Source organism: Bacillus sp. (in: firmicutes) (assembly GCA_012842745.1).
In the GTDB taxonomy this organism is placed as follows: Bacteria; Bacillota; Bacilli; order Bacillales; family Bacillaceae_J; genus Schinkia.
In genome coordinates, this window is record DUSF01000056.1 from 143,574 (window position 1) to 168,437 (window position 24,864).

General features: G+C 37.7%; 23 protein-coding genes. All 23 read left to right on the forward strand.

Annotation, left to right across the window (positions count from 1 at the left end; genetic code table 11):
- The first annotated feature begins 78 nt into the window (after nucleotides 1–78).
- The 23 genes from GX497_15735 (at nucleotide 79) to infB (ending at nucleotide 24,850) form a co-directional block, all read left to right on the forward strand.
- Nucleotides 79–1,152, forward strand: coding sequence for a chemotaxis response regulator protein-glutamate methylesterase (locus GX497_15735; protein HHY74644.1), 1,074 nt, complete (start codon nucleotides 79–81; stop codon nucleotides 1,150–1,152).
- A gap of 13 nt (nucleotides 1,153–1,165) precedes the next feature.
- Complete coding sequence (locus tag GX497_15740) at nucleotides 1,166–3,229, forward strand: chemotaxis protein CheA (protein ID HHY74645.1); 2,064 nt, start codon at nucleotides 1,166–1,168, stop codon at nucleotides 3,227–3,229.
- Between the two features lie 43 nt (nucleotides 3,230–3,272).
- Complete coding sequence (locus tag GX497_15745) at nucleotides 3,273–3,743, forward strand: purine-binding chemotaxis protein CheW (protein ID HHY74646.1); 471 nt, start codon at nucleotides 3,273–3,275, stop codon at nucleotides 3,741–3,743.
- 5 nt (nucleotides 3,744–3,748) lie between these two features.
- A complete protein-coding gene (locus GX497_15750) occupies nucleotides 3,749–4,390 on the forward strand; it encodes a chemotaxis protein CheC (protein HHY74647.1) in 642 nt (213 codons plus the stop codon).
- Nucleotides 4,383–4,880, forward strand: a complete 498-nt coding sequence (locus GX497_15755; GenBank protein HHY74648.1) for a chemotaxis protein CheD — start codon at nucleotides 4,383–4,385, stop codon at nucleotides 4,878–4,880. Before GX497_15750 ends, GX497_15755 begins: the two co-directional genes overlap by 8 nt.
- Before the next feature lie 28 nt (nucleotides 4,881–4,908).
- Nucleotides 4,909–5,673: a FliA/WhiG family RNA polymerase sigma factor gene (locus GX497_15760; protein HHY74649.1), complete on the forward strand. Its 765-nt coding sequence runs from the start codon at nucleotides 4,909–4,911 to the stop codon at nucleotides 5,671–5,673.
- Between the two features lie 5 nt (nucleotides 5,674–5,678).
- Complete coding sequence (locus GX497_15765) at nucleotides 5,679–5,993, forward strand: hypothetical protein (protein HHY74650.1); 315 nt, start codon at nucleotides 5,679–5,681, stop codon at nucleotides 5,991–5,993.
- A gap of 1 nt (nucleotide 5,994) precedes the next feature.
- A complete protein-coding gene (locus GX497_15770) occupies nucleotides 5,995–6,564 on the forward strand; it encodes a coupling factor for flagellin transcription and translation (GenBank protein HHY74651.1) in 570 nt (189 codons plus the stop codon).
- 144 nt (nucleotides 6,565–6,708) lie between these two features.
- Complete coding sequence (gene rpsB, locus GX497_15775; GenBank protein HHY74652.1) at nucleotides 6,709–7,419, forward strand: 30S ribosomal protein S2; 711 nt, start codon at nucleotides 6,709–6,711, stop codon at nucleotides 7,417–7,419.
- 104 nt (nucleotides 7,420–7,523) lie between these two features.
- Entirely contained in the window at nucleotides 7,524–8,408 is an 885-nt protein-coding gene (locus GX497_15780) for an elongation factor Ts (protein ID HHY74653.1), read from the forward strand.
- 73 nt (nucleotides 8,409–8,481) lie between these two features.
- On the forward strand, nucleotides 8,482–9,204 hold the full coding sequence (locus GX497_15785) for a UMP kinase (protein HHY74654.1): 723 nt from the start codon (nucleotides 8,482–8,484) through the stop codon (nucleotides 9,202–9,204).
- Nucleotides 9,205–9,206: 2 nt separating this feature from the next.
- Nucleotides 9,207–9,764, forward strand: a complete 558-nt coding sequence (gene frr, locus GX497_15790) for a ribosome recycling factor (GenBank protein HHY74655.1) — start codon at nucleotides 9,207–9,209, stop codon at nucleotides 9,762–9,764.
- A 104-nt stretch (nucleotides 9,765–9,868) separates the two neighbouring features.
- The gene (locus GX497_15795) at nucleotides 9,869–10,645 is read left to right on the forward strand and encodes an isoprenyl transferase (protein ID HHY74656.1); all 777 of its coding nucleotides are present in this window, start codon (nucleotides 9,869–9,871) and stop codon (nucleotides 10,643–10,645) included.
- A gap of 19 nt (nucleotides 10,646–10,664) precedes the next feature.
- Complete coding sequence (locus GX497_15800; protein HHY74657.1) at nucleotides 10,665–11,453, forward strand: phosphatidate cytidylyltransferase; 789 nt, start codon at nucleotides 10,665–10,667, stop codon at nucleotides 11,451–11,453.
- Between the two features lie 12 nt (nucleotides 11,454–11,465).
- Nucleotides 11,466–12,611 (forward strand): 1-deoxy-D-xylulose-5-phosphate reductoisomerase, encoded by a 1,146-nt coding sequence (locus GX497_15805; GenBank protein HHY74658.1) that lies wholly within the window; start codon nucleotides 11,466–11,468, stop codon nucleotides 12,609–12,611.
- A 32-nt stretch (nucleotides 12,612–12,643) separates the two neighbouring features.
- Nucleotides 12,644–13,894 carry an RIP metalloprotease RseP gene (gene rseP / locus GX497_15810; GenBank protein HHY74659.1) on the forward strand — a complete coding sequence of 417 codons (1,251 nt, stop codon included), beginning with the start codon at nucleotides 12,644–12,646 and terminating at the stop codon, nucleotides 13,892–13,894.
- 52 nt (nucleotides 13,895–13,946) lie between these two features.
- Nucleotides 13,947–15,653, forward strand: coding sequence for a proline--tRNA ligase (locus GX497_15815; GenBank protein HHY74660.1), 1,707 nt, complete (start codon nucleotides 13,947–13,949; stop codon nucleotides 15,651–15,653).
- A 91-nt stretch (nucleotides 15,654–15,744) separates the two neighbouring features.
- Nucleotides 15,745–20,043 carry a PolC-type DNA polymerase III gene (locus GX497_15820; GenBank protein HHY74661.1) on the forward strand — a complete coding sequence of 1,433 codons (4,299 nt, stop codon included), beginning with the start codon at nucleotides 15,745–15,747 and terminating at the stop codon, nucleotides 20,041–20,043.
- Nucleotides 20,044–20,394: 351 nt separating this feature from the next.
- Complete coding sequence (rimP, locus tag GX497_15825; protein ID HHY74662.1) at nucleotides 20,395–20,868, forward strand: ribosome maturation factor RimP; 474 nt, start codon at nucleotides 20,395–20,397, stop codon at nucleotides 20,866–20,868.
- Nucleotides 20,869–20,904: 36 nt separating this feature from the next.
- Nucleotides 20,905–22,038: a transcription termination/antitermination protein NusA gene (gene nusA / locus GX497_15830; protein HHY74663.1), complete on the forward strand. Its 1,134-nt coding sequence runs from the start codon at nucleotides 20,905–20,907 to the stop codon at nucleotides 22,036–22,038.
- An 11-nt stretch (nucleotides 22,039–22,049) separates the two neighbouring features.
- Nucleotides 22,050–22,319, forward strand: a complete 270-nt coding sequence (locus GX497_15835) for a YlxR family protein (GenBank protein ID HHY74664.1) — start codon at nucleotides 22,050–22,052, stop codon at nucleotides 22,317–22,319.
- A 4-nt stretch (nucleotides 22,320–22,323) separates the two neighbouring features.
- On the forward strand, nucleotides 22,324–22,626 hold the full coding sequence (locus GX497_15840) for a YlxQ family RNA-binding protein (protein HHY74665.1): 303 nt from the start codon (nucleotides 22,324–22,326) through the stop codon (nucleotides 22,624–22,626).
- A 19-nt stretch (nucleotides 22,627–22,645) separates the two neighbouring features.
- Nucleotides 22,646–24,850: a translation initiation factor IF-2 gene (gene infB, locus GX497_15845; GenBank protein HHY74666.1), complete on the forward strand. Its 2,205-nt coding sequence runs from the start codon at nucleotides 22,646–22,648 to the stop codon at nucleotides 24,848–24,850.
- Nucleotides 24,851–24,864: the final 14 nt, after the last annotated feature.

Below are 24,864 nucleotides of genomic sequence, written 5' to 3' on the forward strand. Positions count from 1 at the left end.
TTTCGCGACTTAGTTTGAGATGACATAATAATGGTCAACTAAAATAGTGCGCTAAGATTAGAAAGGTAGGGTAGATAGGTGACAAATCAAGTAAAAGTTTTAGTTGTTGATGATTCAGCATTTATGAGAAAGTTAATTACAGACTTTTTAAGTGCGGATTCTCGTTTTCATGTTGTCGGCACAGCTAGAAATGGAAAAGATGCCATCGAAAAAGTGAAGGAATGGCAGCCTGATGTTGTCACACTTGATGTTGAAATGCCTGAAATGAATGGTCTTGAGGCGCTGCGTGTTATTATGAGCGATTATCCAACAAGAGTGGTTATGCTTTCAACAACAACTCAGCAAGGTGCTGACAACACTTTGCAAGCTATTGCAAACGGTGCTGTCGATTTTATTGCCAAGCCATCAGGGGCCATTTCACTTGATTTAGAAAGAATAAAAGACGAAATTATTCAAAAGGTATTGATGGCTTCGAAAGCGAATATCCAAGGTATATCACATAAAAATAATAAAGTACTTTCGCCAGTTGAAGAAATGAAGCCAACTGTTACAGCGTTACCTCGTAATAAAAATAGAAATAAACAAATTGTTTGTATTGGGACTTCTACAGGTGGACCTAGAGCACTTCAACAAGTTCTTACCAAATTACCACCAACAATTAATTCACCGATTGTAGTCGTTCAACATATGCCAGCTGGGTTTACAAAATCATTAGCAGTAAGATTGAATTCCATCAGTGATATTATCGTAAAGGAAGCAGAGAATGGTGATATTCTCGAAAATGGGACTGCCTACATTGCACCCGGAGGATATCATCTTAAATTAAAAGAAATGGGCAATGCTCTCTCGATTTATTTGGACCAATCTGAGCCACTAAATGGTCATCGCCCTTCGGTTGATGCCATGTACGATTCTATTAGCAGAATAAAAAATTACCGTAAAATTGCGGTCATCATGACCGGTATGGGCTCAGATGGGACAAAAGGTTTAATTGCCCTAAAATCAGCGGGTAATACGATTGCAATTGCAGAATCCGAAGAAACATCCGTCGTTTTCGGAATGCCAAAGTCTGCTATTGCAACTGATTTAGTTGATGAAGTCGTGAACTTGGAAAAAATAGCTCCAACAATTATGAAGTACATTGATGCTTAAAGGGGTGTTCAATATGGATACAAACCAATATTTAGAAATGTTTATCGATGAAAGCAAGGAACATTTACAGGCTATAAATGAGAATTTATTAGCTTTAGAAAACGATCCAGGTGACATCAATATTGTTAACGAAATCTTTAGATCCGCCCATACATTAAAAGGAATGTCAGCAACAATGGGGTATGAGGATTTAGCAAATCTAACCCATAAAATGGAGAATGTTCTTGACGCCATTAGAAATAATAAGGTAACAGTCAATTCTGATATTTTAGACGTTGTCTTTGCCTCTGTCGACGACCTTGAAGCAATGGTGAACGATATTGCTAGTGGTGGTGACGGCAAAAGAGATGTAACCGAAGTGGTTAGTAAACTACTTTTAATCGAAAAAGGTGAAGATCCGAAGGCAGCCAACCGAAATGCTGTTCAAGAAGATCCGACGCCTTCGAAAAACGGTGGGCTTGACTCAATGGGGGAATTAGATCAGTTTGAATTGACTGTTTTGGAACAGTCTAAGGAACAAGGCTTTAATAGTTATCAAATAACTGTAAAGTTAAGGGATGATTGCTTACTCAGAGGTGCCCGCGTTTTTATGGTGTTTGAAATATTAGAACAAATAGGGGAGGTTATTAAGGCCAATCCTTCTGTTGAAGACCTTGAGGAAGAAAGATTTGACTATGAATTCTCCGTCATCCTCGTTTCTAGAGAAAGTGCGGAAGACATTGAAAAACGCATTATGAAAGTTTCAGAGATTGAAAGAGTAGATGCTGAAGAATTTTCAATTGAAGAGTATAGACAAAATCAAAAAAATCTAAATAAAGAAATCCAAATGGATAACAGAGATGACCAGGATGCGAATGGTTCACAAGCTAGCGATGAGTCTGACAAAAAAAGTGAGAATGGCAAAGAAAAATCAAAAGGGCAAAATGTCTCTAACAAAACAATCCGCGTTAATATTGAGCGCTTAGATATTTTAATGAATTTATTTGAAGAGCTTGTGATTGATAGAGGACGTCTTGAACAAATTTCCAATGATTTAAATAATCCAGAGCTTCATGAAACAGTGGAGAGAATGTCACGCATTTCAGGAGATCTGCAAAATATTATTTTAAATATGCGAATGGTTCCGGTTGAACAAGTATTTAACCGTTTTCCGCGCATGGTAAGACAGCTTGCTCGTGATTTAAAGAAAAAAATTCATTTAGATATTATCGGTGCGGAAACAGAATTAGACCGGACGGTTATTGATGAAATTGGTGACCCACTTGTTCATTTAATCCGAAATGCTATTGATCACGGGGTTGAAACCCCTGAAGAACGTCGCGCAAAAGGAAAGCAAGAAGAAGGTTGGGTTGTCTTAAAAGCCTATCATAGTGGAAATCATGTGTTTATTGAAATTGAAGATGATGGGGCTGGCATTAATCGTGACAAAGTCTTGAAAAAGGCAATTGAAAGAGGTGTTGTCACAGCTGAAATGGGAGCTAATATGACCGATAAGCAAGTGTACGAGCTTATTTTGGCCTCTGGTTTTTCTACAGCAGATAAGATTTCTGATGTTTCCGGACGGGGTGTTGGTCTAGATGTTGTTAAAAACACGATTGAATCACTTAGCGGTTCAGTTTCTATTGATTCAAAGTATGGGGAAGGCTCTATTTTTTCAATTCAACTACCATTAACATTATCAATTATCTCTGTCATGCTAGTAGAAATTCAAGAGGAAAAATATGCCATTCCTTTATCGTCAATTATTGAAACGGCTATTATAAAAAAAGAGGACATTTTAAATGCCCATAATCAAAAGGTGATTGATTTCAGAGGAAAGGTCGTACCTTTAGTATTTTTAAAGGATATCTTTGAAGTACCAACTGTCGGGGAAGAGGACGGCCTTTTATCTGTTGTTATCGTTCGTAAAGGGGACAAAATGGCTGGACTTGTTGTCGATTCTTTCATAGGTCAACAAGAAATTGTCTTAAAGTCACTAGGGAATTATTTAACATCCGCATTTGCAATATCTGGCGCCACAATCCTTGGAAATGGACAAGTTGCTTTAATTATTGATTGCAATGCTTTAATAAAATAGATTTTTTGTGGTGATAAATAATGCTGATGAGGAGGAAACTAAAATGTCTACTACTACTTTAACCGACCTGAAAGTCATCGTTTTTCAATTAAAAGATGAAGAATACGGCATTCCGGTTCAACAGGTTCAATCAATCGAGCGAATGATGCATATTACCCGCGTACCTAAGGTTGCCAAATTCGTAAAAGGCGTTATGAATTTACGTGGTGTCGTCACACCGATTATTGATTTACGGAACCGATTTGGAATCGAGGAAGCTGAGTACTCTGAAAGCACACGAATCATTATTGTTGGTGTAGGAGATATGGAAGTTGGTTTAATTGTAGATGCTGCTAATGATGTTGTTGATATCCCTGAAGAAGCTATTGAGCCTCCGCCGGAAGTAGTAGGCTCTATTGAAGTGGAATATTTAAATGGTGTAGCAAAGCTTGATAAAAGGCTATTAATCTTATTGAATCTAGAAAAAGTTTTAAATACAGAAGGCATGAAGGACTTTAAGCATATTGAGGTTTAATTTATATGTCATTTATTAAACATATTAGAAGTCACCATTTAGATATTCTTAAAGAAGTAGGGAATATTGGCGCTGGGAATGCAGCAACGGCTCTTTCAAAAATACTTGGAAAAAAAATAGACATGAACGTACCTAACGTAAGAATTGTATCGTTTGATGAAATGATGGATTTGGTCGGTGGATCAGAAAAAGTCATTGCCTCTGTTTTTCTTAGAATTGAGGGTGATGCACCTGGTAGTATTTATTTTATGCTCCCACTTGAACAAGCAAGAAAGTATATTAAACAAATGACGGGGGAAGAAAACTTCTCTTTTGAGAATCCTCCTTATTCCGAACTATCTGTTTCTGCTTTACAAGAGCTTGGAAACATTCTTTCAGGCTCTTATTTATCAGCTTTGTCTGATTTTACAAAGTTGGATTTCTATCCTTCTGTTCCTGCTTTAGGAATTGATATGGTTGGGGCAATCCTTAGCTACGGGTTAATGGAAGTATCACAAGAGAGTGATTTTGTAATTGTGATTGATACGGCTGTCAGTGAAGACGATGACTTCACTCATGCTAGTGTAAGGGGGCATTTTTTCCTTTTGCTAGACCCTGGATCATTTGAAAAAATATTTAGTGCGTTGGGAGTACCTGTTGATGAATGAGATTGTTAATATTATTAAGGTTGGGATTGCGGATATGAATATCGTTGAATCCCCAAATCTCATACGCACATCAGGTTTGGGGTCATGTGTTGGAGTGGTCATTTACGATACTCAAAAAGAAATTGCCGGACTTGCACATGTTATGCTTCCTGATTCGTCTTTAGCGAAGGGCTCGTCTATTAACTTAGCTAAGTATGCAGATACTGCTATTGAAGAATTACTTAATAGAATTCAGCGTATAGGTGGTAAACAAAGCATTTTTAAGGCTAAAATTGCCGGTGGAGCGCAAATGTTTCAATTTGCTTCCCAAAATGAAATGATGAGAATCGGTCCTAGAAATGTTGAAGCAGTAAAAAAAGAACTACAGCGTTTTCGCATACCGATTATAGCAGAAGATGTCGGTGGCAACAGTGGCCGCACAATCGAATTTAATCCGAGTACACGCTTGTTGAATATTCGTACAGTAAATCAGGGAGTTAAAGATATTTAATATTGATACATCTTTAAGGAGGAGTACAATGGCGCGATTACCATCAAATGAGGATCAAATATGGCAAAAGTGGATCAATCAAAAGGATCCTCAAGCTGGTGATTCATTAATACGTCTATATATGCCTCTTGTTAATTACCATGTTCAAAGAATTGCCGTCGGTTTACCTAAAAATGTAAGTAGAGAAGATGTAAAAAGCTATGGTCTTATCGGCCTATACGATGCACTCGAAAAATTTGATCGATCAAGGGATTTAAAATTTGATACGTATGCCTCATTCCGAATTAGAGGTGCGATTATAGATGGACTTCGAAAGGAAGATTGGCTACCGCGAAGTTTAAGAGAAAAAAATAAAAAAATCGAAGCTGTGATTGAACGGCTAGAACAAAAATATATGAGGAATGTCACGGTCGAAGAAATAGCTAGAGAAGTTGAGATGACAGAAGAAGAAGTAAGTAATGTTATTACGGAAGGCTTTTTTGCCAATATTTTATCGATTGATGAAGGAAACAAAGATGTTGATGAAAAAGATGGACAGAGCTTTTCGATTCGCGATAAAAATACGCTAACGCCAGAAGAACATATCGTTCGAGAGGAACTATATAACGAGCTTGCAGAAACAATTGGTGAATTAAATGAGAAGGAACAGTTAGTTGTTAGTTTATTTTATCAAGAGGAGCTTACACTAACTGAAATTGGTCAAGTTCTAGGATTATCGACATCAAGGATTTCGCAAATTCATTCAAAAGCACTTTTTAAGCTACGCCATTCATTAACCGTTAAAAGGAAGTGATAAAAGTGAGCTTAAAGCTAGTAGAATTACAGGTTGCGCTTCCAAGAACACAAGATGTAGGAAAATTGCAAGAAGAATTACAGCAAAGAGCTCGACATACCCAAGACCATTTGACTGCAGAACACTTAAAAGAAGAAAGCGATAAAAGAAAACAAGTAAATAAATACGACGAAACTACAAAAAGTAAGCTGAATAATGATCACAAAGGCTCTAATGGAATGAACGATTCTGAGAAAAATAGAAAACAAAAGAAACAAAAACAGAAACAACAAGAAACTCATCATCCCTATAAAGGAAATCTAATTGATATTGAGGGATAAAATGTATCCATTATTACTAGTAATAAGTTTTATTTTGCACCTGCTTGCGTTTTTTTGGATTATTTTATTATCAATGCGCTTAAAACGTTCAAATGAGATTGAAACGAGGCAAAAAGAAATACAAAATGAAATAGAAGATTTGTTTCAATCGTATTTGCTTGAAATGAAGGAAGAAAACGAAAAACTGTTGAATATGATTGAAAAATCTGCAAAAACTAGTATGGACAACAAAGAGTCAGGTAAAAATGATGAACAAAGCAATCATTTTTCAAACGAAACACGACCTCTAGAGACATATGAACCACCGGTGAATTTACGTAGTAAAATGACCCAACAAGTTTATCAAAATATAAATTTGAATAAGCCAAAAATCTCATCTTCGGTTGAAGAAGCTACTGAGTATGTACCGCCAGTACCAAGCGGTGATGAAGAGTTCGAAGAATCTTCGGCTTCCCAAGTGATTAGATTACATGAGCAAGGTCGTAATCCAACTGAAATAGCGAAAAAGCTTAATATGGGGAAAACGGAAGTCGAGTTACTACTTAAATTTAATGGTCAAAAGGATAATTAGACTTGATTCAAGAGTTACTATATGGTATAGTAACTTTCGGTGTTAAATACACACGTTCGTTGATTAAAGCAGTGGTGCTACATACGTAGTGTTGCTTTAAAATGAAACGTACGGAGGAATCAAAACCAAATAGGAGGAAGAAAAATGTCAGTAATTTCAATGAAACAATTATTAGAAGCAGGTGTTCATTTCGGACACCAAACACGTAGATGGAATCCAAAGATGAAGCGTTACATCTTCACTGAGCGTAACGGCATCTACATCATTGATTTGCAAAAAACAGTGAAAAAAGTAGAAGAAGCGTTCAACTTCATGAAGGAAGTAGCTGCAAATGGCGGTACTATTCTTTTTGTAGGTACGAAAAAGCAAGCACAAGATTCTGTTAAAGAAGAAGCAGAACGTAGTGGCATGTACTTTGTAAACCAACGTTGGTTAGGTGGTACATTAACAAACTTTGAAACAATTCAAAAACGTATTGCACGTTTGAAAGAAATTGAAAGAATGCGTGAAGATGGCACATTTGATGTGTTACCTAAAAAAGAAGTTGTTAATCTTAACAAAGAATTAGAACGCCTTGAAAAGTTTTTAGGCGGTATTAAGGAAATGAAAGAAATTCCTGATTGCTTATTCATTATCGACCCACGTAAAGAGCGCATCGCGGTTGCTGAAGCACATAAATTAAACATTCCAATCGTTGCAATCGTTGATACAAACTGTGATCCAGATGAAATTGATTATGTGATTCCAGGTAATGATGATGCAATCCGCGCTGTAAAACTTTTAACTGCAAAAATGGCTGATGCTATTATTGAAGCTAAACAAGGTGAAGAAGTAGCGCCTGTTGCTGCAGAATAATAAAAGCAATAATAAAGGTGGTAAGAGGGAAATGCCTTTTATCACCTTTTTAAAAGAGATGAACTTTATAAAGGATACATATCAATATTTAAGGAGGATTCAACATGGCAGTTACTGCACAAATGGTAAAAGAGCTTCGTGAAAAAACAGGTGCTGGAATGCTTGATTGTAAAAAAGCACTTACTGAAACAAATGGTGATATGGAAAAGGCAATTGATTTTCTTCGTGAGAAAGGTATTGCAAAAGCTGCTAATAAAGCTGACCGTATTGCTGCAGAAGGAACTACAACAGTTTTAACAAATGGTAATAAAGCTGTTATTGTAGAAATAAATGCTGAAACAGATTTTGTTGCAAAAAATGATGCTTTCAAACAATTAGTATCAGAATTGGCTGAACATTTATTATCACAACAACCTGCTAATTTAGAAGAAGCTTTAGCGCAAAGTTTAAATGGAAATGGTCCAGCAGTAGAAGAGCACATCAATGCTGCAATTGCAAAAATTGGCGAAAAAATTTCTTTACGTCGCTTCCAATTAGTTGATAAAGAAGATAGTGAAGCATTCGGCGTTTACCTACATATGGGAGGACGTATTGGCGTTTTAACAGTTCTTGCTGGTACAAATGATGCTGATGTAGCAAAAGACGTTGCTATGCATATTGCTGCTGTAAATCCACGTTATATTACACGTGATGAAGTTTCGGCAGAAGAAACTGAAAGAGAAAAAGAAGTATTAACACAACAAGCCCTAAATGAAGGAAAGCCTGCTAACATCGTTGAAAAGATGGTTATTGGCCGTTTAGGCAAATTCTTTGAAGAAATTTGCTTGCTTGACCAGTCTTTCGTTAAAGATCCAGATCAAAAAGTTGGCAAATATGTTCAATCAAAGGGTGCATCTGTAAAAGCTTTTGTTCGCTATGAAGTTGGAGAGGGAATGGAAAAGCGTCAAGAAAACTTTGCAGAAGAAGTAATGAACCAAATTAAAAAATAATGGTATTCTATAGGGAACACGATGTGTTCCCTATTTTAAAATAAATAATGGTTTTATAACGGTGGAGGTAGTCATGACGAATCCAAAATATAAACGTGTCGTATTAAAATTAAGCGGTGAAGCTCTTGCAGGTCCAAAGGGTTTTGGTATCGATCCAGCCGTTATTAACAGCATTGCCAAACAAGTGAAGGAAATTGCCGAAATGAACGTCGAGGTTGCTGTCGTCGTTGGCGGGGGCAATATTTGGCGCGGTAAAATCGGTAGTGAAATGGGCATGGACCGTGCAACGGCGGATTATATGGGGATGCTTGCCACTTGTATGAACTCCTTGGCTTTACAAGATAGTCTTGAAAGTATGGGAATCGAAACTCGTGTGCAAACTTCGATTGACATGCGTCAAGTAGCTGAACCTTATATAAGAAGAAAAGCAATTCGACATTTAGAAAAGAAACGAGTTGTTATATTTGCAGCAGGTACGGGAAATCCTTATTTTTCAACCGATACAACAGCGGCGCTCAGGGCTGCTGAAATTGAAGCTGATGTCATTTTAATGGCAAAAAACAATGTTGATGGTGTCTATAGTGCAGATCCTACTGTTGATAAAAATGCGGTAAAATATGAAACCCTTTCTTATCTTGATGTAATAAAGGAAGGATTAGCTGTTATGGACTCAACTGCTTCTTCCTTATGTATGGATAATGATATTCCACTTATTGTCTTTTCCATCATGGAAGAAGGAAATATTAAACGTGTAGTCTATGGTGAAAATATCGGAACAATTGTAAAGGGGAAATAATCATGGGACAAACGGTAATTAAAAATGCAAAAGAAAAAATGAGTAAAGCAATTCAAGCATTTAAACGTGAACTTGCTAGTGTTCGGGCAGGAAGGGCAAATCCATCTTTGTTAGATCGAATTCAAATCAATTATTATGGTGCGCCAACGCCGTTAAATCAATTATCTTCCATCACTGTTCCTGAGGCACGTCTTTTAGTGATTCAACCCTATGATAAATCTGTACTAAATGAAATTGAAAAAGCAATTTTGAAGGCTGATCTTGGCCTGAACCCATCAAATGATGGCTCGATTATTCGAATTTCAATCCCACCATTAACAGAAGACCGTCGTAAATCTTTGGTGAAAGATGTAAAAGCGATGGCCGAAGATGCCAAAATTGCTGTTAGAAATATTCGCCGTGACGCGAATGACGAATTGAAAAAGCTTGAAAAGGATGCCCAGATAACAGAAGATGAGCTTCACGGCTTAACTGATGATGTCCAAAAAGAAACAGACAACCATGTAAAAGAAATTGACAATATTACGAAAGAAAAAGAGAAAGAAATAATGGAAGTCTAGACTAATTCGCGATACAATAATAATTACAAAGAAACCCTCTACCTTTACATTCAGGGGGTTTTTTTTACTAAGTTAATTCAAAAAAGTTTAGGTGGAGGATTCGAATGCTCGATAAGTTCTCTTTTAGAAGGAACAAAATAGAAGCTAGCGCTTCAAATTATTCGGTAGAACATATTGATCTTTCTTCCGTACCTAGTCATATTGCAATCATTATGGATGGAAATGGACGTTGGGCAAAAAAAAGAGGGCTACCTCGCATTGCTGGTCACCATGAAGGAATGAAAGTAGTTCGAAAAATTGTTAAGGCTTCTAATGGAATCGGCGTTAAAGCGTTAACTCTTTATGCATTTTCAACTGAAAATTGGAAAAGACCGAAGCCAGAAGTTGAGTATCTTATGAAGCTTCCAGAGGAATTTTTAGGGTCATTTTTACCTGAATTAGTAGAAGAAAATGTTCAAGTGCGTGTGATGGGGAACAAAGACCAACTCCCACAACATACATTAAGAGCGATTAATAAAGCAATCGATGATACGAAGAACAATGATGGACTTATTTTAAACTTTGCCTTAAATTATGGAAGCCGTTATGAAATTATTGAAGGCATTAAGCAGTTAATAAAAGATAACAATAATGGTAAACTAGAAATAGATGACGTTAATGAGGAGTTATTTTCCAATTATCTAATGAGTTCTGATTTACCTGATCCTGACTTATTGATTCGAACAAGCGGGGAAATTCGCTTAAGTAATTTCATGCTATGGCAATTAGCCTATTCAGAATTTTGGTTTACTGACGTACTATGGCCTGACTTCGAGGAAAGACATTATTATGAGGCGATAATAGAATATCAGCGTCGCGCCCGGAGGTTTGGTGGCGTCTAATTAAAGGTTGTGAATTGAAATGAAAACAAGAATAAGAACAGCAATATTGGCAGCAGCACTTTTTTTACCACTAGTTATTATTGGAAAAACACCGTTTGTTATATTGGTCTATCTTTTAGGAACGATAGCGTTAAAAGAATTATTGCGGATGAAAAAAATTAAAGTCATATCAATACCCGGTTTGATTGGTTTCCTATTTTTATGGGTTTTATTACTACCACAATCATTTTTAATTGAACAGGTCGGTACTAATTTTTCAAAAATCGAAGCTGCATTAATTGTTGTCATGCTGCTTTTGATTTACACGGTCGTTTCTAAAAATGAATTTACGTTTGATGATGCCGGCTTCATGATCTTGTCAACTTTATATATTGGCGTAGGCTTTTATTATTTAATTGAAACGAGAGTTGCTGGTCTTTCCTTTGTCTTTTTTGCCTTGTTTGTTATTTGGGCGACAGATTCTGGTGCTTATTTTATTGGCAGGGCATTTGGCAAGAGAAAGCTTTGGCCGGAAATTAGCCCAAATAAAACGGTTGCCGGCTTTGTCGGCGGAATTTTATCGGCATTATTAGTAGGATTTGTGTTTCAAATGATTAGTCCATTGCACTCCTCCATGATAATTGTATTGATTATTACGATGATTACTTCTTTTTTTGGTCAGATGGGGGACTTAGTCGAGTCTGCTTTAAAAAGACATTATATTGTCAAAGACTCTGGTCAAATCTTGCCCGGCCATGGGGGGATTTTGGACAGGTTTGATAGTCTTCTTTTCGTATTGCCGATTCTTCACTTTTTGCAATTTATTTAATAAGGAGCAGCTATGAAAAAAATAAGTTTACTTGGAGCAACTGGCTCAATTGGTACGCAAACATTGGATATCATCAAGTTGCATCCAAATCAATTTGAATTAGAAGCGATTTCAATCGGAAAAAATTTAACATTGGGTTTAGAAATTATACATACATTTATACCAAAGGTTGTTTCAGTCATTGATAAAGAAAGTTCTGAATACATAAAACGAAAGGTTCCCGACCATGTGAGGGTTGTCTATGGTGAAGAGGGATTAATTGAAGTTGCCGCTAATAGTGACACGGACGTCTTGGTTAATGCTGTCATGGGAAGTGTAGGTTTAAAGCCAACATTAAAAGCGATTGAAGCTGGGAAAACAATCGCCATCGCCAATAAAGAAACGTTAGTAACAGCTGGTCATCTTGTTATGGAAGCGGCTAAAAAGCATCATGTCAATCTTTTACCTGTTGACAGTGAACATTCAGCTATTTTTCAATGCTTGAATGGGGAAAATAAAAAAGCGTTGGAGCGAATTATTTTAACGGCATCAGGGGGAAGCTTTCGCGATAAAACACGAGCTGAATTAAAGGATGTTACCGTTGAGTCGGCTCTGAAGCATCCAAATTGGACAATGGGGGCAAAAATTACGATTGATTCAGCAACGATGATGAACAAAGGGCTAGAGGTCATTGAAGCCCACTGGCTGTTTGATATGCCTTATGAAAAAATCGATGTTGTCATGCACAGAGAAAGCATCATTCATTCTTTAGTAGAGTTTCACGATACGAGTATGATTGCACAGATGGGCTCACCAGATATGAGAGTTCCGATTCAATATGCACTAAGCTATCCTGAAAGACTTGCACTACCTACTTTGAAAAGGTTAAACTTAATTGATGTCGGAAAACTACATTTTGAAGAGGTAAGTTTAGAAAGATTCCGTTGCTTAGAATATGCTTATGACGCCGGGAAAATTGGTGGCACAATGACAACGGTATTAAATGCTGCTAATGAGGAAGCAGTGCAACTATTTTTAAATGGACAAATAAGCTTTCTTGAAATAGAGGATTATATTGCCCAGGCCCTTGAACAACATACTCCTCTTTCCCATCCAGATTTAGAAACAATTGTAGCGGTGGATGAACAGACGAGAAGATTCGTTAAATCATTATTGTAAATTAGACAATAATTGAAAAGGTGGTTATTCATTTGAACACGGTAATTGCATTCATTATTATTTTTGGTGCGCTTGTTTTTTTTCATGAACTAGGGCATTTAGTATTTGCAAAACGAGCTGGAATGCTTTGTCGTGAATTTGCAATTGGCTTCGGTCCGAAGGTGTTTTCCTTTCGTAGGAATGAAACCCTTTATACAATCCGTTTATTACCATTAGGGGGATTTGTTAGGGTGGCAGGTGAGGATCCAGAGTTAGTAGAAGTAAAGCCTGGCTATAATGTTGGCTTAGTATTTGGTAAAAACGATAAAGTTTCAAAAATTGTCGTCAATAATAAATCAAAATATCCGAATGCAAAAGTCATTGAAGTTGAACATATTGATTTAGTTTATCAATTGTCTATTTCTGGATATGAACAAGATGAAGAGGCGTTGCAAACGTTTCGAATTGATGAAAGGGCGATGTTAGTTTCAGATGATCAAGAAACACAAATTGCTCCTTACCATCGCCAGTTTGCCTCGAAAACTATCCCACAGCGGGCGATGCAAATTTTTGCAGGGCCGATGATGAACTTTATATTGGCTATAGTGTTGTTCATTATTTTAGGCAGCCTTGTCGGAACTCCTAGTAAAGAGCCGATTTTAGGTGAATTAATAAACGATAGTTCAGCCGTTTCGGCTGGTTTAAAGCAAGGTGATAGAGTATTATCAATTGATAATGTAGCAATAACTAATTGGGAAGAAATGGTGGGAATTATACAAAAAAATGCTGAAAAACCATTGCACTTTATAGTTGATCGTAATGGAAAGCAGCTAGATTTCGAAGTCACTCCAAAACTCCGTGATAATAGTGGTATTGGCTATATTGGTATTTATCAAACTTTTGAAAAGTCCCTTATTGGTTCAGTTGTGTATGGTTTTGAACAAACCTATGATTTGACCATACAAATTATCTTTGCATTAGGACAGCTCATTGTTGGGCAGTCTTCGATTGATGATCTTGCAGGTCCTGTCGGAATTTACAATCTTACTGACCAAGTGGCCCAAACTGGTATTTTCAATTTAATTTTATTGGCTGCTGGTCTAAGTATAAACCTTGGGATTGTTAATTTATTGCCACTTCCAGCTCTAGATGGGGGAAGGCTCCTATTTATTGGCGTTGAGGCGGTACGCGGCAAACCGATTGATCCACAAAAAGAAGGAATTGTTCATTTTATTGGCTTTGCTTTATTGATGCTATTAATGCTTGTTGTAACTTGGAATGATATTCAAAGATATTTCCTATAATTTGTTCTTTTAATCAACTAAATAATTGCTGTTATAATGAAGAGGTGCGAAGATGAAACAAAGTAAAATGCTTATTCCCACACTTAGAGATGTTCCGGCTGATGCAGATATTAAAAGTCATCAATTATTATTAAGAGCCGGTTTCATGCGACAAAATGCATCCGGTGTATATAGTTATTTACCATTAGCTAATAAGGTTCTCCAAAAAGTGGAACAAATTGTTCGTGAAGAAATGGATGCTGCAGGCGGTTCAGAGTTATTAATGCCAACTTTACAGCCTGCGGAATTATGGCAGGAAACAGGGCGCTGGTATAATTATGGTTCCGAGTTATTTAGAATAAAAGACCGCCATGCCCGTGACTTTGCCCTTGGTCCTACACATGAAGAAGTAATCACGTCATTAGTTCGTGATGAAATCAGTTCTTATAAAAAGCTTCCGCTTATTTTATATCAAATACAAACAAAATTCCGTGACGAGGCCCGTCCTCGCTTTGGACTTCTTCGTGGACGGGAATTTATCATGAAGGATGCTTATTCGTTCCATGCTTCGAAAGAGAGCTTAGACGAGGCGTATAATGACATGGTAACGGCTTACTCTACTATTTTTAGAAGATGTGGGTTGAATTTTAGAGCGGTTATTGCTGATTCTGGGGCGATTGGCGGTAAAAATTCACAAGAGTTTATGGTTCTAACAGAAGTCGGGGAGGACACGATTGCCTATTCCAATGAATCTGAATTTGCAGCTAATATCGAAATGGCACCTGTTCATGTACAATATGAAAAATCTAATGAGGCATTAGCTTCATTGGAAAAAGTGGAAACGAAAAATAAAAAAACGATTGAAGAGGTTTCCGAGTTTTTACATGTATCAAAAGAAAAATGCTTAAAATCATTGCTTTTTAAAGTTGATGAAAAATATGTATTAGTCGTTGTGCGGGGAGACCACGAAGTCAACGATATTAAAGTGAAAAATTTATTAGAGGCAAAAGTAGTAGAGCTTGCTTCACCAGAAGAAACATTAGAGATTTTAAAAGCTGAGGTTGGATCAGTGGGCCCGATAGGGTTAACAGAGGAAATTGATATTATTGCAGACCAAGCTGTTCAATATGTTGTGAATGGTGTCTGCGGTGCTAATGAAACTGATTACCACTATACTGGTGTAAATATTGGTCGCGATTTTCAGCCGAGTCAGATTGCTGATTTACGCTTTATTCAAGTAGGTGACCCTTCACCTGATGGAAAGGGAACGATTCAGTTTGCGGAAGGCATTGAAGTTGGCCATGTCTTTAAATTGGGTACTGTATACAGTGAGTCAATGAAAGCGACCTATCTTGATGAAAATGGAAAATCACACCCAATGATTATGGGCTGCTATGGAATTGGCGTTTCAAGAACTGTTGCTGCAATCGTCGAACAACATCATGATGAAAATGGTATTATTTGGCCTGTTTCAGTGACACCATTTGAAGTACATCTTATTCCAATAAATATGAAAACGGAAGCACAAAAAGAACTAGCTGACGAGATTTATGAACAGTTAAATAGGGCCTCTATTTCTGTCTTATATGATGACCGCAATGAGCGGCCTGGTGTTAAATTTGCCGACTCTGATTTGTTTGGATTTCCAATTCGGGTTACCGTTGGTAAAAAGTGCGAGGAAGGCATTGTTGAAGTAAAGCTTCGTAAGTCTGGCGAAGTAGTAGAAGTAGCTGTGGCTGAATTAATAGATTGTTTAAAAGAAAAACTTAATTCCTATTAAGATTTATGTGAAAGCAACCATATTTAAGGTACCTCTTTTTCGCCTTGAGGTACCTTCCTTATTTGTTTTTGTTTTAGAGGGGGGATATGGAATGTCTAAAGATATCGCCATAAGAAAAGAACGGTTTCAGCTATTAGTAGAGCAAATTTCTTTACCCGTACAAATAATAGATTCATATTTTCAAGATGCGTTGATTGAAAAGCTAACAATTGAACGGAGTACAAAGTCTTGGCATTTTGAATTTAGACTTGAAACTCACTTACCTCTTGAAGTGTACTTATTATTCAAATCTCATTTAATCAATACTTTTCAACATATTGCTACTATAACATTTTCGTTATCATATTCAGCACCAGCTTTTTCTGAGACGATGATTCGGGAATATTGGCCGTTTATAATCGAGCAACTAGAGGGGATCTCACCGTCCCTCTTATCCCTTTTTAGGGAGCAAAAACCGAAGCAGAATGGCAATAAGCTTTTTCTTAATGTTCGCAATGAGCCAGAAGCGGCAACAGTTAAAAAGAAGCAGGTAAATTTTGAAACTATTTTTCAAACGTTAGGCTTTCCGTTGTTTGCGATTGAAACGGAAATCATTCAATCTGATGAAGAGTTTATCAAGTTTAAGGATCAGACGGAGCAAGAAGACCGTACGAAAATGCTCGAAGCGCTTGTCTTCTCTGAACAGAATAAAAAGCCAAGCCAAGAGAAGGTCGAAGAACAAACAGGCCCGCTTACAATTGGTTATATCATTAAAGATAATCCAGTTCCGATAAAAGAAATCCAAGAGGAGGAGCGGCGCATCACAATTCAAGGCTATGTGTTTTTCAGCGAAGTAAAAGAGCTGCGCAGCGGTCGTTCCTTGTTAACATTCAAAATTACCGATTACACTGATTCGTTAATGATTAAAGTATTTTCCCGTGATAATGATGATGTTCCATTGTTACAATCTATTAAAAAAGGCATGTGGGTTAAGGTGCGTGGCGGCATTCAAAATGATACATTTGTCCGCGACCTTGTGATGATGGCGCAAGATATAAATGAAATAAAAGCGAGTGAGCGCGAGGATACGGCAGAAGAAAAGCGAGTAGAACTTCATCTTCATACGCCAATGAGTCAAATGGATGCGGTCACATCCATTTCAGACCTTGTCAAGCAAGCGGGAAAATGGGGGCATAAGGCGATTGCGGTCACAGACCATGCTGTAGTTCAATCGTTCCCTGAAGCATATGCCGCGGGTAAAAAGAATGGAGTCAAAATATTATATGGCTTGGAAGCAAATCTAGTTGATGATGGGGTTCCGATTGCCTATAATCCTAGTCATCGGTTACTTGCCGATGAAACATATATTGTTTTTGACGTAGAAACAACAGGTCTTTCTGCTGTTTATGACACGATTATTGAACTTGCCGCTGTGAAAGTGAAAAATGGGGAAATTATTGATCGCTTTGAAGCATTTGCCAATCCACACCATCCCCTTTCAGCAACAACAATCGAGCTAACAGGGATTACTGATGATATGGTCAAGGATGCGCCAGATATTGCCGAGGTTATTAAACAATATCATGAGTGGATTGGTGACGATATTTTAGTAGCTCATAACGCCAGCTTTGATATGGGCTTTTTAAATATGGCCTTGCAAAAGATTGGCATGAAAAAAGCTGCAAATCCGGTTATTGATACGCTTGAATTAGGGAGATATTTATATCCAGAGTTGAAAAATCATCGTTTAAATACATTGTGTAAAAAGTTTGATATAGAACTAACCCAGCATCATCGTGCAATCTATGATGCGGAAGCAACGGGCTATTTATTAATAAAAATGCTAAAAGATAGTAATGAAAAAGAAATTCGCTATCATGACGAATTAAATAAAAATATGGGACAATCGGATGCTTATCGAAGGTCACGTCCATTCCATTGCATTTTGCTTGCTCAAAATAGCGTGGGCTTAAAAAATTTATTTAAGCTAGTATCTTTTTCACACATCGATTATTTTTACCGTGTTCCAAGAATTCCAAGGTCTTTGTTAATTCAATACCGCGAAGGTTTAATTATCGGTTCTGGATGTGATAAAGGGGAAGTTTTTGAAGCAATGATGCAAAAGTCACCTGAAGAGGCCGAGGAAATTGCTCAGTTTTATGATTATCTAGAAATCCAACCGCCTTCTAATTACTATCATTTAATTGAAAAAGAGCTCATCCGCAATGAACAAGCATTACTAGCGATTTTACGAAACATTGTCAAGCTTGGTGAAAAGTTAGGGAAGTTGGTCGTCGCTACAGGCAATGTCCATTATTTAAATGTAGAAGACCATATTTATCGAAAAATCCTCATTGCTTCCCAAGGAGGAAATCCGCTAAATAGACAAACGCAGCCACTTGTTCATTTTCGAACGACAAATGACATGCTTGAATGTATGGCCTTTTTAGGAGAAGAAAAAGCGAAGGAAGTTGTGATTACAAATACAAACAAAATCGCGGAGCAAATTGAAGAGATTAAACCGATTAAAGACGATTTATACACGCCGAAAATTGAAGGAGCAGACGAAGAAATCCGCAAGATGAGCTACGAGCGAGCTCGCCTAATCTACGGCGACAATCTCCCGGAAATTATCGAGGCGAGGCTTGAAAAAGAATTAAAAAGTATCATTGGCCATGGTTTTGCGGTTATCTATTTAATTTCCCATAAGCTTGTAAAAAAATCGCTTAATGACGGTTATTTAGTAGGCTCACGGGGATCTGTCGGCTCATCGTTCGTTGCTACGATGACAGAAATTACCGAAGTTAATCCGTTGCCACCACATTATGTTTGTCCAAATTGCAAGCATTCTGAGTTTTTTGATGATGGCTCTGTTAGCTCTGGTTTTGACTTGCCTGATAAGCTTTGTCCGGAATGCGGCACTAATTACAAGAAAGATGGTCATGACATCCCGTTTGAGACGTTCCTAGGCTTTAAAGGGGATAAGGTTCCTGATATCGACTTGAATTTCTCAGGGGATTATCAGCCGCGTGCCCATAATTATACGAAGGTTCTTTTTGGAGAGGATTATGTATACCGTGCAGGAACAATTGGTACAGTTGCCGATAAAACAGCTTTTGGCTATGTAAAAGGCTATGCTTCGGATCATAATTTAACGTTCCGAAATGCCGAGGTGGAGCGGCTTGCCACAGGCTGTACAGGGGCAAAAAGAACAACAGGCCAGCACCCTGGTGGAATCATTGTTATTCCGGACTACATGGATGTCTATGATTTTACACCGATTCAATACCCGGCAGACGATGTTGGTGCTGAATGGAAAACAACCCATTTTGATTTTCATTCCATCCATGATAATGTCTTGAAGCTTGATATACTTGGACACGACGACCCGACGGTCATTCGGATGCTTCAAGATTTAAGCGGGATTGATCCAAAAACAATCCCAACGGACGACAAAGAAGTAATGAAAATTTTTTCTGGACTCGAATCAATCGGTGTGACAGAAGAACAAATTATGTGTAAAACCGGGACATTAGGAATACCGGAATTTGGCACAAAGTTCGTAAGACAAATGCTTGAAGATACAAAACCAAGTACGTTTTCCGAGCTTGTGCAAATTTCAGGATTATCCCATGGGACAGATGTATGGTTAAATAACGCCAATGAACTCATTCAAAATGGTACGTGTACGTTAAGCGAAGTTATTGGTTGTCGTGATGATATCATGGTCTATTTAATATACAAAGGTCTAGAGCCTTCATTAGCTTTTAAAATCATGGAATCCGTTCGTAAAGGGAAAGGATTAACGGATGAATTTATCGAGGAAATGAAAAATAATAATGTCCCGAATTGGTATATTGATTCATGTCAAAAAATTAAATATATGTTCCCGAAAGCCCATGCTGCCGCTTATGTATTAATGGCAGTGCGGATTGCCTATTTTAAAGTGCATTATCCGATTCTTTTTTATGCTGCTTATTTTACAGTCCGTGCCGATGATTTCGATATCGATGCCATGGTTAAGGGCAGCAATGCGATTCGAAGCAAGATAGAGGAAATCAATGCAAAAGGATTGGATGCATCAACAAAGGAAAAGAATTTACAAACGGTGCTGGAAATAGCTTTAGAAACATGCGAGCGCGGCTTTTCTTTCCAGAAAATAGACTTGTATCGTTCAAGTGCGTCTGAGTTTATTGTTGATGGCAATACATTAATTCCACCTTTTAACTCGATTCCTGGCCTTGGTACAAATGCTGCTGTAAATATTGTCAAGGCAAGGGAAGAAGGCGAATTCCTATCAAAAGAGGATTTGCAGCAACGAAGTAAAATTTCGAAAACAGTGTTAGAATATCTTGAAAACCAAGGCTGTCTAGAAGGGCTACCAGATCAAAACCAGTTATCACTATTCTAGATGTTGTCTAGCTACAGCGCCCAGCGACGAGACGGGCAAGCCACCTCCCTACGATAAGTCAACATCGAAGCGCATTTGCGCTTCGTGTTTCCTTCATCTCGGTCGATGTGCTCCAGTCCATACGTCGCTAAACGGGCGCTTTCTCTTTTCGTGTGTTGCATAAATTTAGGCTATATGGTATAGTTTAAGGCGATGATACGAAAAATACTGGTAAAAGATGAAGAGTGGGCCAAAACCCGCTCTTTTATTTTCAATGATTTCTGCTTATGGAATGCATAACACTCATCTACTTGTCCCTGCTTTTTAAGCAGGGAATTTTATATCAAATCGTTAGTCATAAGGGGGGTAAATATGAGTAAAAAAGTAACAGAAGTGGCGGAAGAACTTGTCTTGCCAATCCTTTCAGAGTTGAATTTAGAACTAGTTGATATTGAATTTGTAAAGGAAGGAAAGAATTGGTATCTTCGCGTTTTTATTGATTCGGAAAATGGAATTGATATTGAAGATTGCGGCAAAGTAAGTGAAAAACTAAGTGAACGGCTTGATGAACGAGATCCGATTACATATCCGTATTTTTTGGAAGTGTCTTCACCTGGCGCTGAACGCCCGCTGAAAAAGCCTGATGATGTAAAGAAGGCAATTGGTAAACAAGTTCATATTAAAACATATGAACCAATCGAAAATGAAAAAGTTTTTGAAGGGAAGCTGCTTTCGTTTGATGGTGAGACAGTCATCATTGAAATCACCATTAAAACAAGAAAAAAGCAATTTTCAATTCCTTACAATAAAGTTGCTAGTGCAAGGCTAGCTGTTACCTTCCACTAAAACCGTTCGATTGATTATTTTAAAGGGGAGAAAACAATGAGCAGTGAATTATTAGATGCCTTAAACTTACTTGAAAAAGAAAAAGGCATTAGCAAAGATGTTTTATTAGAAGCGATTGAAGCAGCGTTAATATCAGCTTATAAACGCAATTTTAATTCGGCGCAAAATGTCCGCGTTGATGTCAATCCAATGACTGGAACAATGCGCGTTTTTGCTAGAAAAGAAATCGTTGAAGATGTGTTTGATCCAAGATTGGAAATCTCACATGAGGAAGCGAAAAAGCTTAATCCAAATTATGAGGTTGAAGATGTTGTCGAAATCGAAGTAACACCGAAAGACTTTGGTCGGATTGCTGCACAAACAGCAAAGCAGGTTGTTACGCAACGTGTTCGCGAAGCTGAAAGAGGAGTGATATACTCAGAGTATATCGACCGTGAAGAAGATATTATGACCGGTATTGTACAAAGGCAGGATTCAAGATTTATTTATGTAAACTTAGGAAAAATTGAAGCGCTCCTGCCTGTCAGTGAACAAATGCCAAATGAAACATACAAACCGCATGATCGCATCAAGGTTTTTATTACAAAGGTCGAAAAAACGACAAAAGGACCACAGATTTTCGTATCAAGAACACATCCAGGACTTTTAAAGCGTTTATTTGAAATAGAGGTACCAGAAATTTATGATGGCACCGTTGAAATCAAATCTGTTTCACGAGAAGCAGGTGATCGTTCAAAAATTGCCGTCCATTCCGATAATCCAGAGGTTGATCCAGTTGGTTCATGTGTTGGACAAAAAGGTCAGCGGGTGCAAGCGATTGTAACCGAGTTAAAAGGCGAAAAAATTGATATTGTGCGTTGGTCAAAAGATCCTGTTGAATATGTTGCCAATGCCTTAAGTCCTTCACAAGTCGTAAAGGTAATTGTTGATGAAGATGAAAAAGCGACTACAGTAGTCGTTCCAGACTTTCAGCTTTCACTCGCGATTGGCAAGCGCGGTCAAAATGCTCGCTTAGCGGCAAAACTCACAGGTTGGAAAATTGATATTAAAAGCTTATCGGAAGCAAAAGCTCAGAATCTTATCGATGAAGAGTCTTCTGAGGAACCTCTTTTTACACCATTAGATGATTTTCTTTCTAATGAAGATTTTGCAGATAAAGATTTAGAGTAGGGGTGGGTTGGATGAAAGCTCGAAAAGTACCGTTACGCAAATGTATTGCCAGTCAAGAAATGAAGCCAAAACGTGAACTCATTCGAATAGTCCGCTCAAAAGAGGGGGAAGTTTCAATCGACCCAACAGGTAAGAAATCAGGTAGAGGCGCTTATTTAAGTAAGGATAAGGAATGCGTGTTACTTGCGAAAAAGAAAAATATTCTTGAACATCATTTAGATGTTAAAATACCAGATTCATTTTATGATGAAATACTTGTTTTTCTAGAAAAGGAGCAATAAAAGGTTGAATCAAGTACAATGGATGTCTTTATTAGGCCTTATCAATCGAGCAGGTCAGCTAACAAGCGGGGAAGAATTAGTATTGAAAGAAATTCGAAAAGGCAAAGCGAAGCTTGTGATTTTGTCTATGGATGCCTCTTCTAATACTTCAAAAAAAATCACTGATAAATGTCACTATTATAAAATCCCTTTGAAAACTGTTACAGACCGAAATATGTTAGGTCAGGCAATTGGAAAAGACGCACGGGTTGTCGTGGCTGTTTTAGATAATGGTTTTGCAAAGAAATTAGTGGAGTTGCTCGATTAATTTTCTTGGGGGTGAACGTATGAGTAAAATGCGTGTTTATGAATATGCGAAACAACATAATAAGTCAAGTAAAGAAATTATTACGAAATTAACAGAATATAATATCGAGGTAGCAAACCATATGTCCATGATTGATGAAGAAGCAATTAAAGTATTAGATACTGCATTCACGAAAGAAAAACCTCAGGCTAATTCTAAGAAAAATGAAAATAAAAAACAAATGCCTGAACAGAAAAATAAGAAAGAAGCAACGGTTGCCATTACCGAGAAAGAACAAGGCGATGGTGTAAATCATTCTAATGACGAGGATTATAACCTTGACCAAAAAGCTAAAATGAAAGGTCAGAAAAAGACAAAACCGAAGCAGGACAAAGATAAGGGAAATGAAAAAGCTACAAAGCAAAACCAAAAAAATAAAAGGCCGCCATATCAACAGCAGCCACAGCAACAATCATCTAAAAAAGAAGAAGCGCCAAAGGTTGTTCGTTATGTAGATTCGCTAACGGTTGGTGAACTAGCTAAAAACTTAGGAAAAGAGCCTTCCGAAATTATTAAAAAATTAATGATGCTTGGTGTTATGGCAACTATCAATCAAGATTTAGACGATGATACGATTGAATTAATTGCTTCAGAATTCGGGGTCGGGGTTGAAAAAGAAGTTGTTCTTGATATGACAGACCTCGATAATTATATTAATGATGATAAGCCTGAAGATTTAGCGGAGCGTCCTCCTGTTGTTACGATTATGGGTCACGTTGACCACGGTAAAACAACATTGCTAGATTCAATCCGACATGCAAAGGTTGCCGCTGGTGAAGCAGGTGGGATTACGCAGCATATCGGTGCTTACCAGGTGGAAACGAATGGTAAGAAAATAACATTCCTTGATACACCTGGACACGAAGCGTTTACAACAATGCGGGCTCGCGGTGCAAGTGTAACAGATATTACGATTCTTGTTGTTGCTGCAGATGATGGTGTCATGCCACAAACGAAAGAAGCAATCAACCACGCCAAAGCAGCAGGTGTTCCGATTATCGTTGCTGTTAACAAAATCGATAAAGAGAGCGCTAATCCTGACCGCGTTATGCAAGAGTTAACTGAATTTAATTTAATTCCAGAAGCTTGGGGCGGTGATACGATTTTCGTTATGCTTTCTGCACTGAAAGGTGAAGGAATTGATGAACTATTAGAAATGATTTTACTTGTAAGTGAAGTGGAAGAGTACAAGGCAAATCCTAAGCGATTAGCGGTTGGAACAGTTATTGAGGCAAACCTTGATAAAGGTAAAGGTTCAGTAGCTACACTCTTAGTTCAAAATGGTACATTAAAGGTTGGCGATCCAATCGTAGTTGGAAGTACGTATGGCCGTGTTCGTGCAATGGTAAATGATGTAGGCCGCCGTGTTAAAACAGCAGCGCCTTCTACACCAGTAGAGATTACAGGATTACATGACGTTCCAAGTGCTGGTGACCGTTTTATTGTCTTTGAGGATGAGAAGAAAGCCCGTCAAGTCGGTGAGGCTCGAGCACAGAAACATATTGAAGAACAACGCAGTGAGAGAAATAAGGTAAGTCTTGAGGATTTATTTGAACATATTAAACAAGGTGAAATGAAAGAAATTAACCTAATTGTCAAAGCTGATGTTCATGGCTCAGCAGAAGCGATGTCAGCTTCTTTACAAAAGATTGATGTCGAGGGTGTGAAGGTTAAAATCATTCATACTGGTGTAGGTGCGATTACTGAATCAGACGTTATTTTAGCTTCGGCTTCAAATGCCATCATTATCGGCTTTAACGTACGTCCTGATGTCAATGCTAAAAAGACAGCGGATGTTGAGGATGTTGACATTCGCCTTCATCGCATTATTTATAAAGCGATTGAAGAAATTGAAGCAGCTATGAAAGGGATGCTTGACCCAGAATTTGAAGAAAAAGTGATTGGTCAAGTTGAAGTTCGTAATACATTTAAAGTATCCAAGGTTGGAACGATTGCTGGCTGCTATGTTACAGATGGGAAGATTACCCGCGATTCAGGAATTCGTCTAGTTCGTGACGGTGTCGTTATTTTTGAAGGTGAAGTTGACACATTAAAACGTTTCAAAGACGATGTAAAAGAGGTAGCGCAAGGCTATGAATGTGGAATGACCATCAAAAATTATAATGATATTAAAGAAGGCGACATTATCGAAGCTTACGTTATGCAAGAAATTGAACGTAAATAACCAGTAGTGCATAA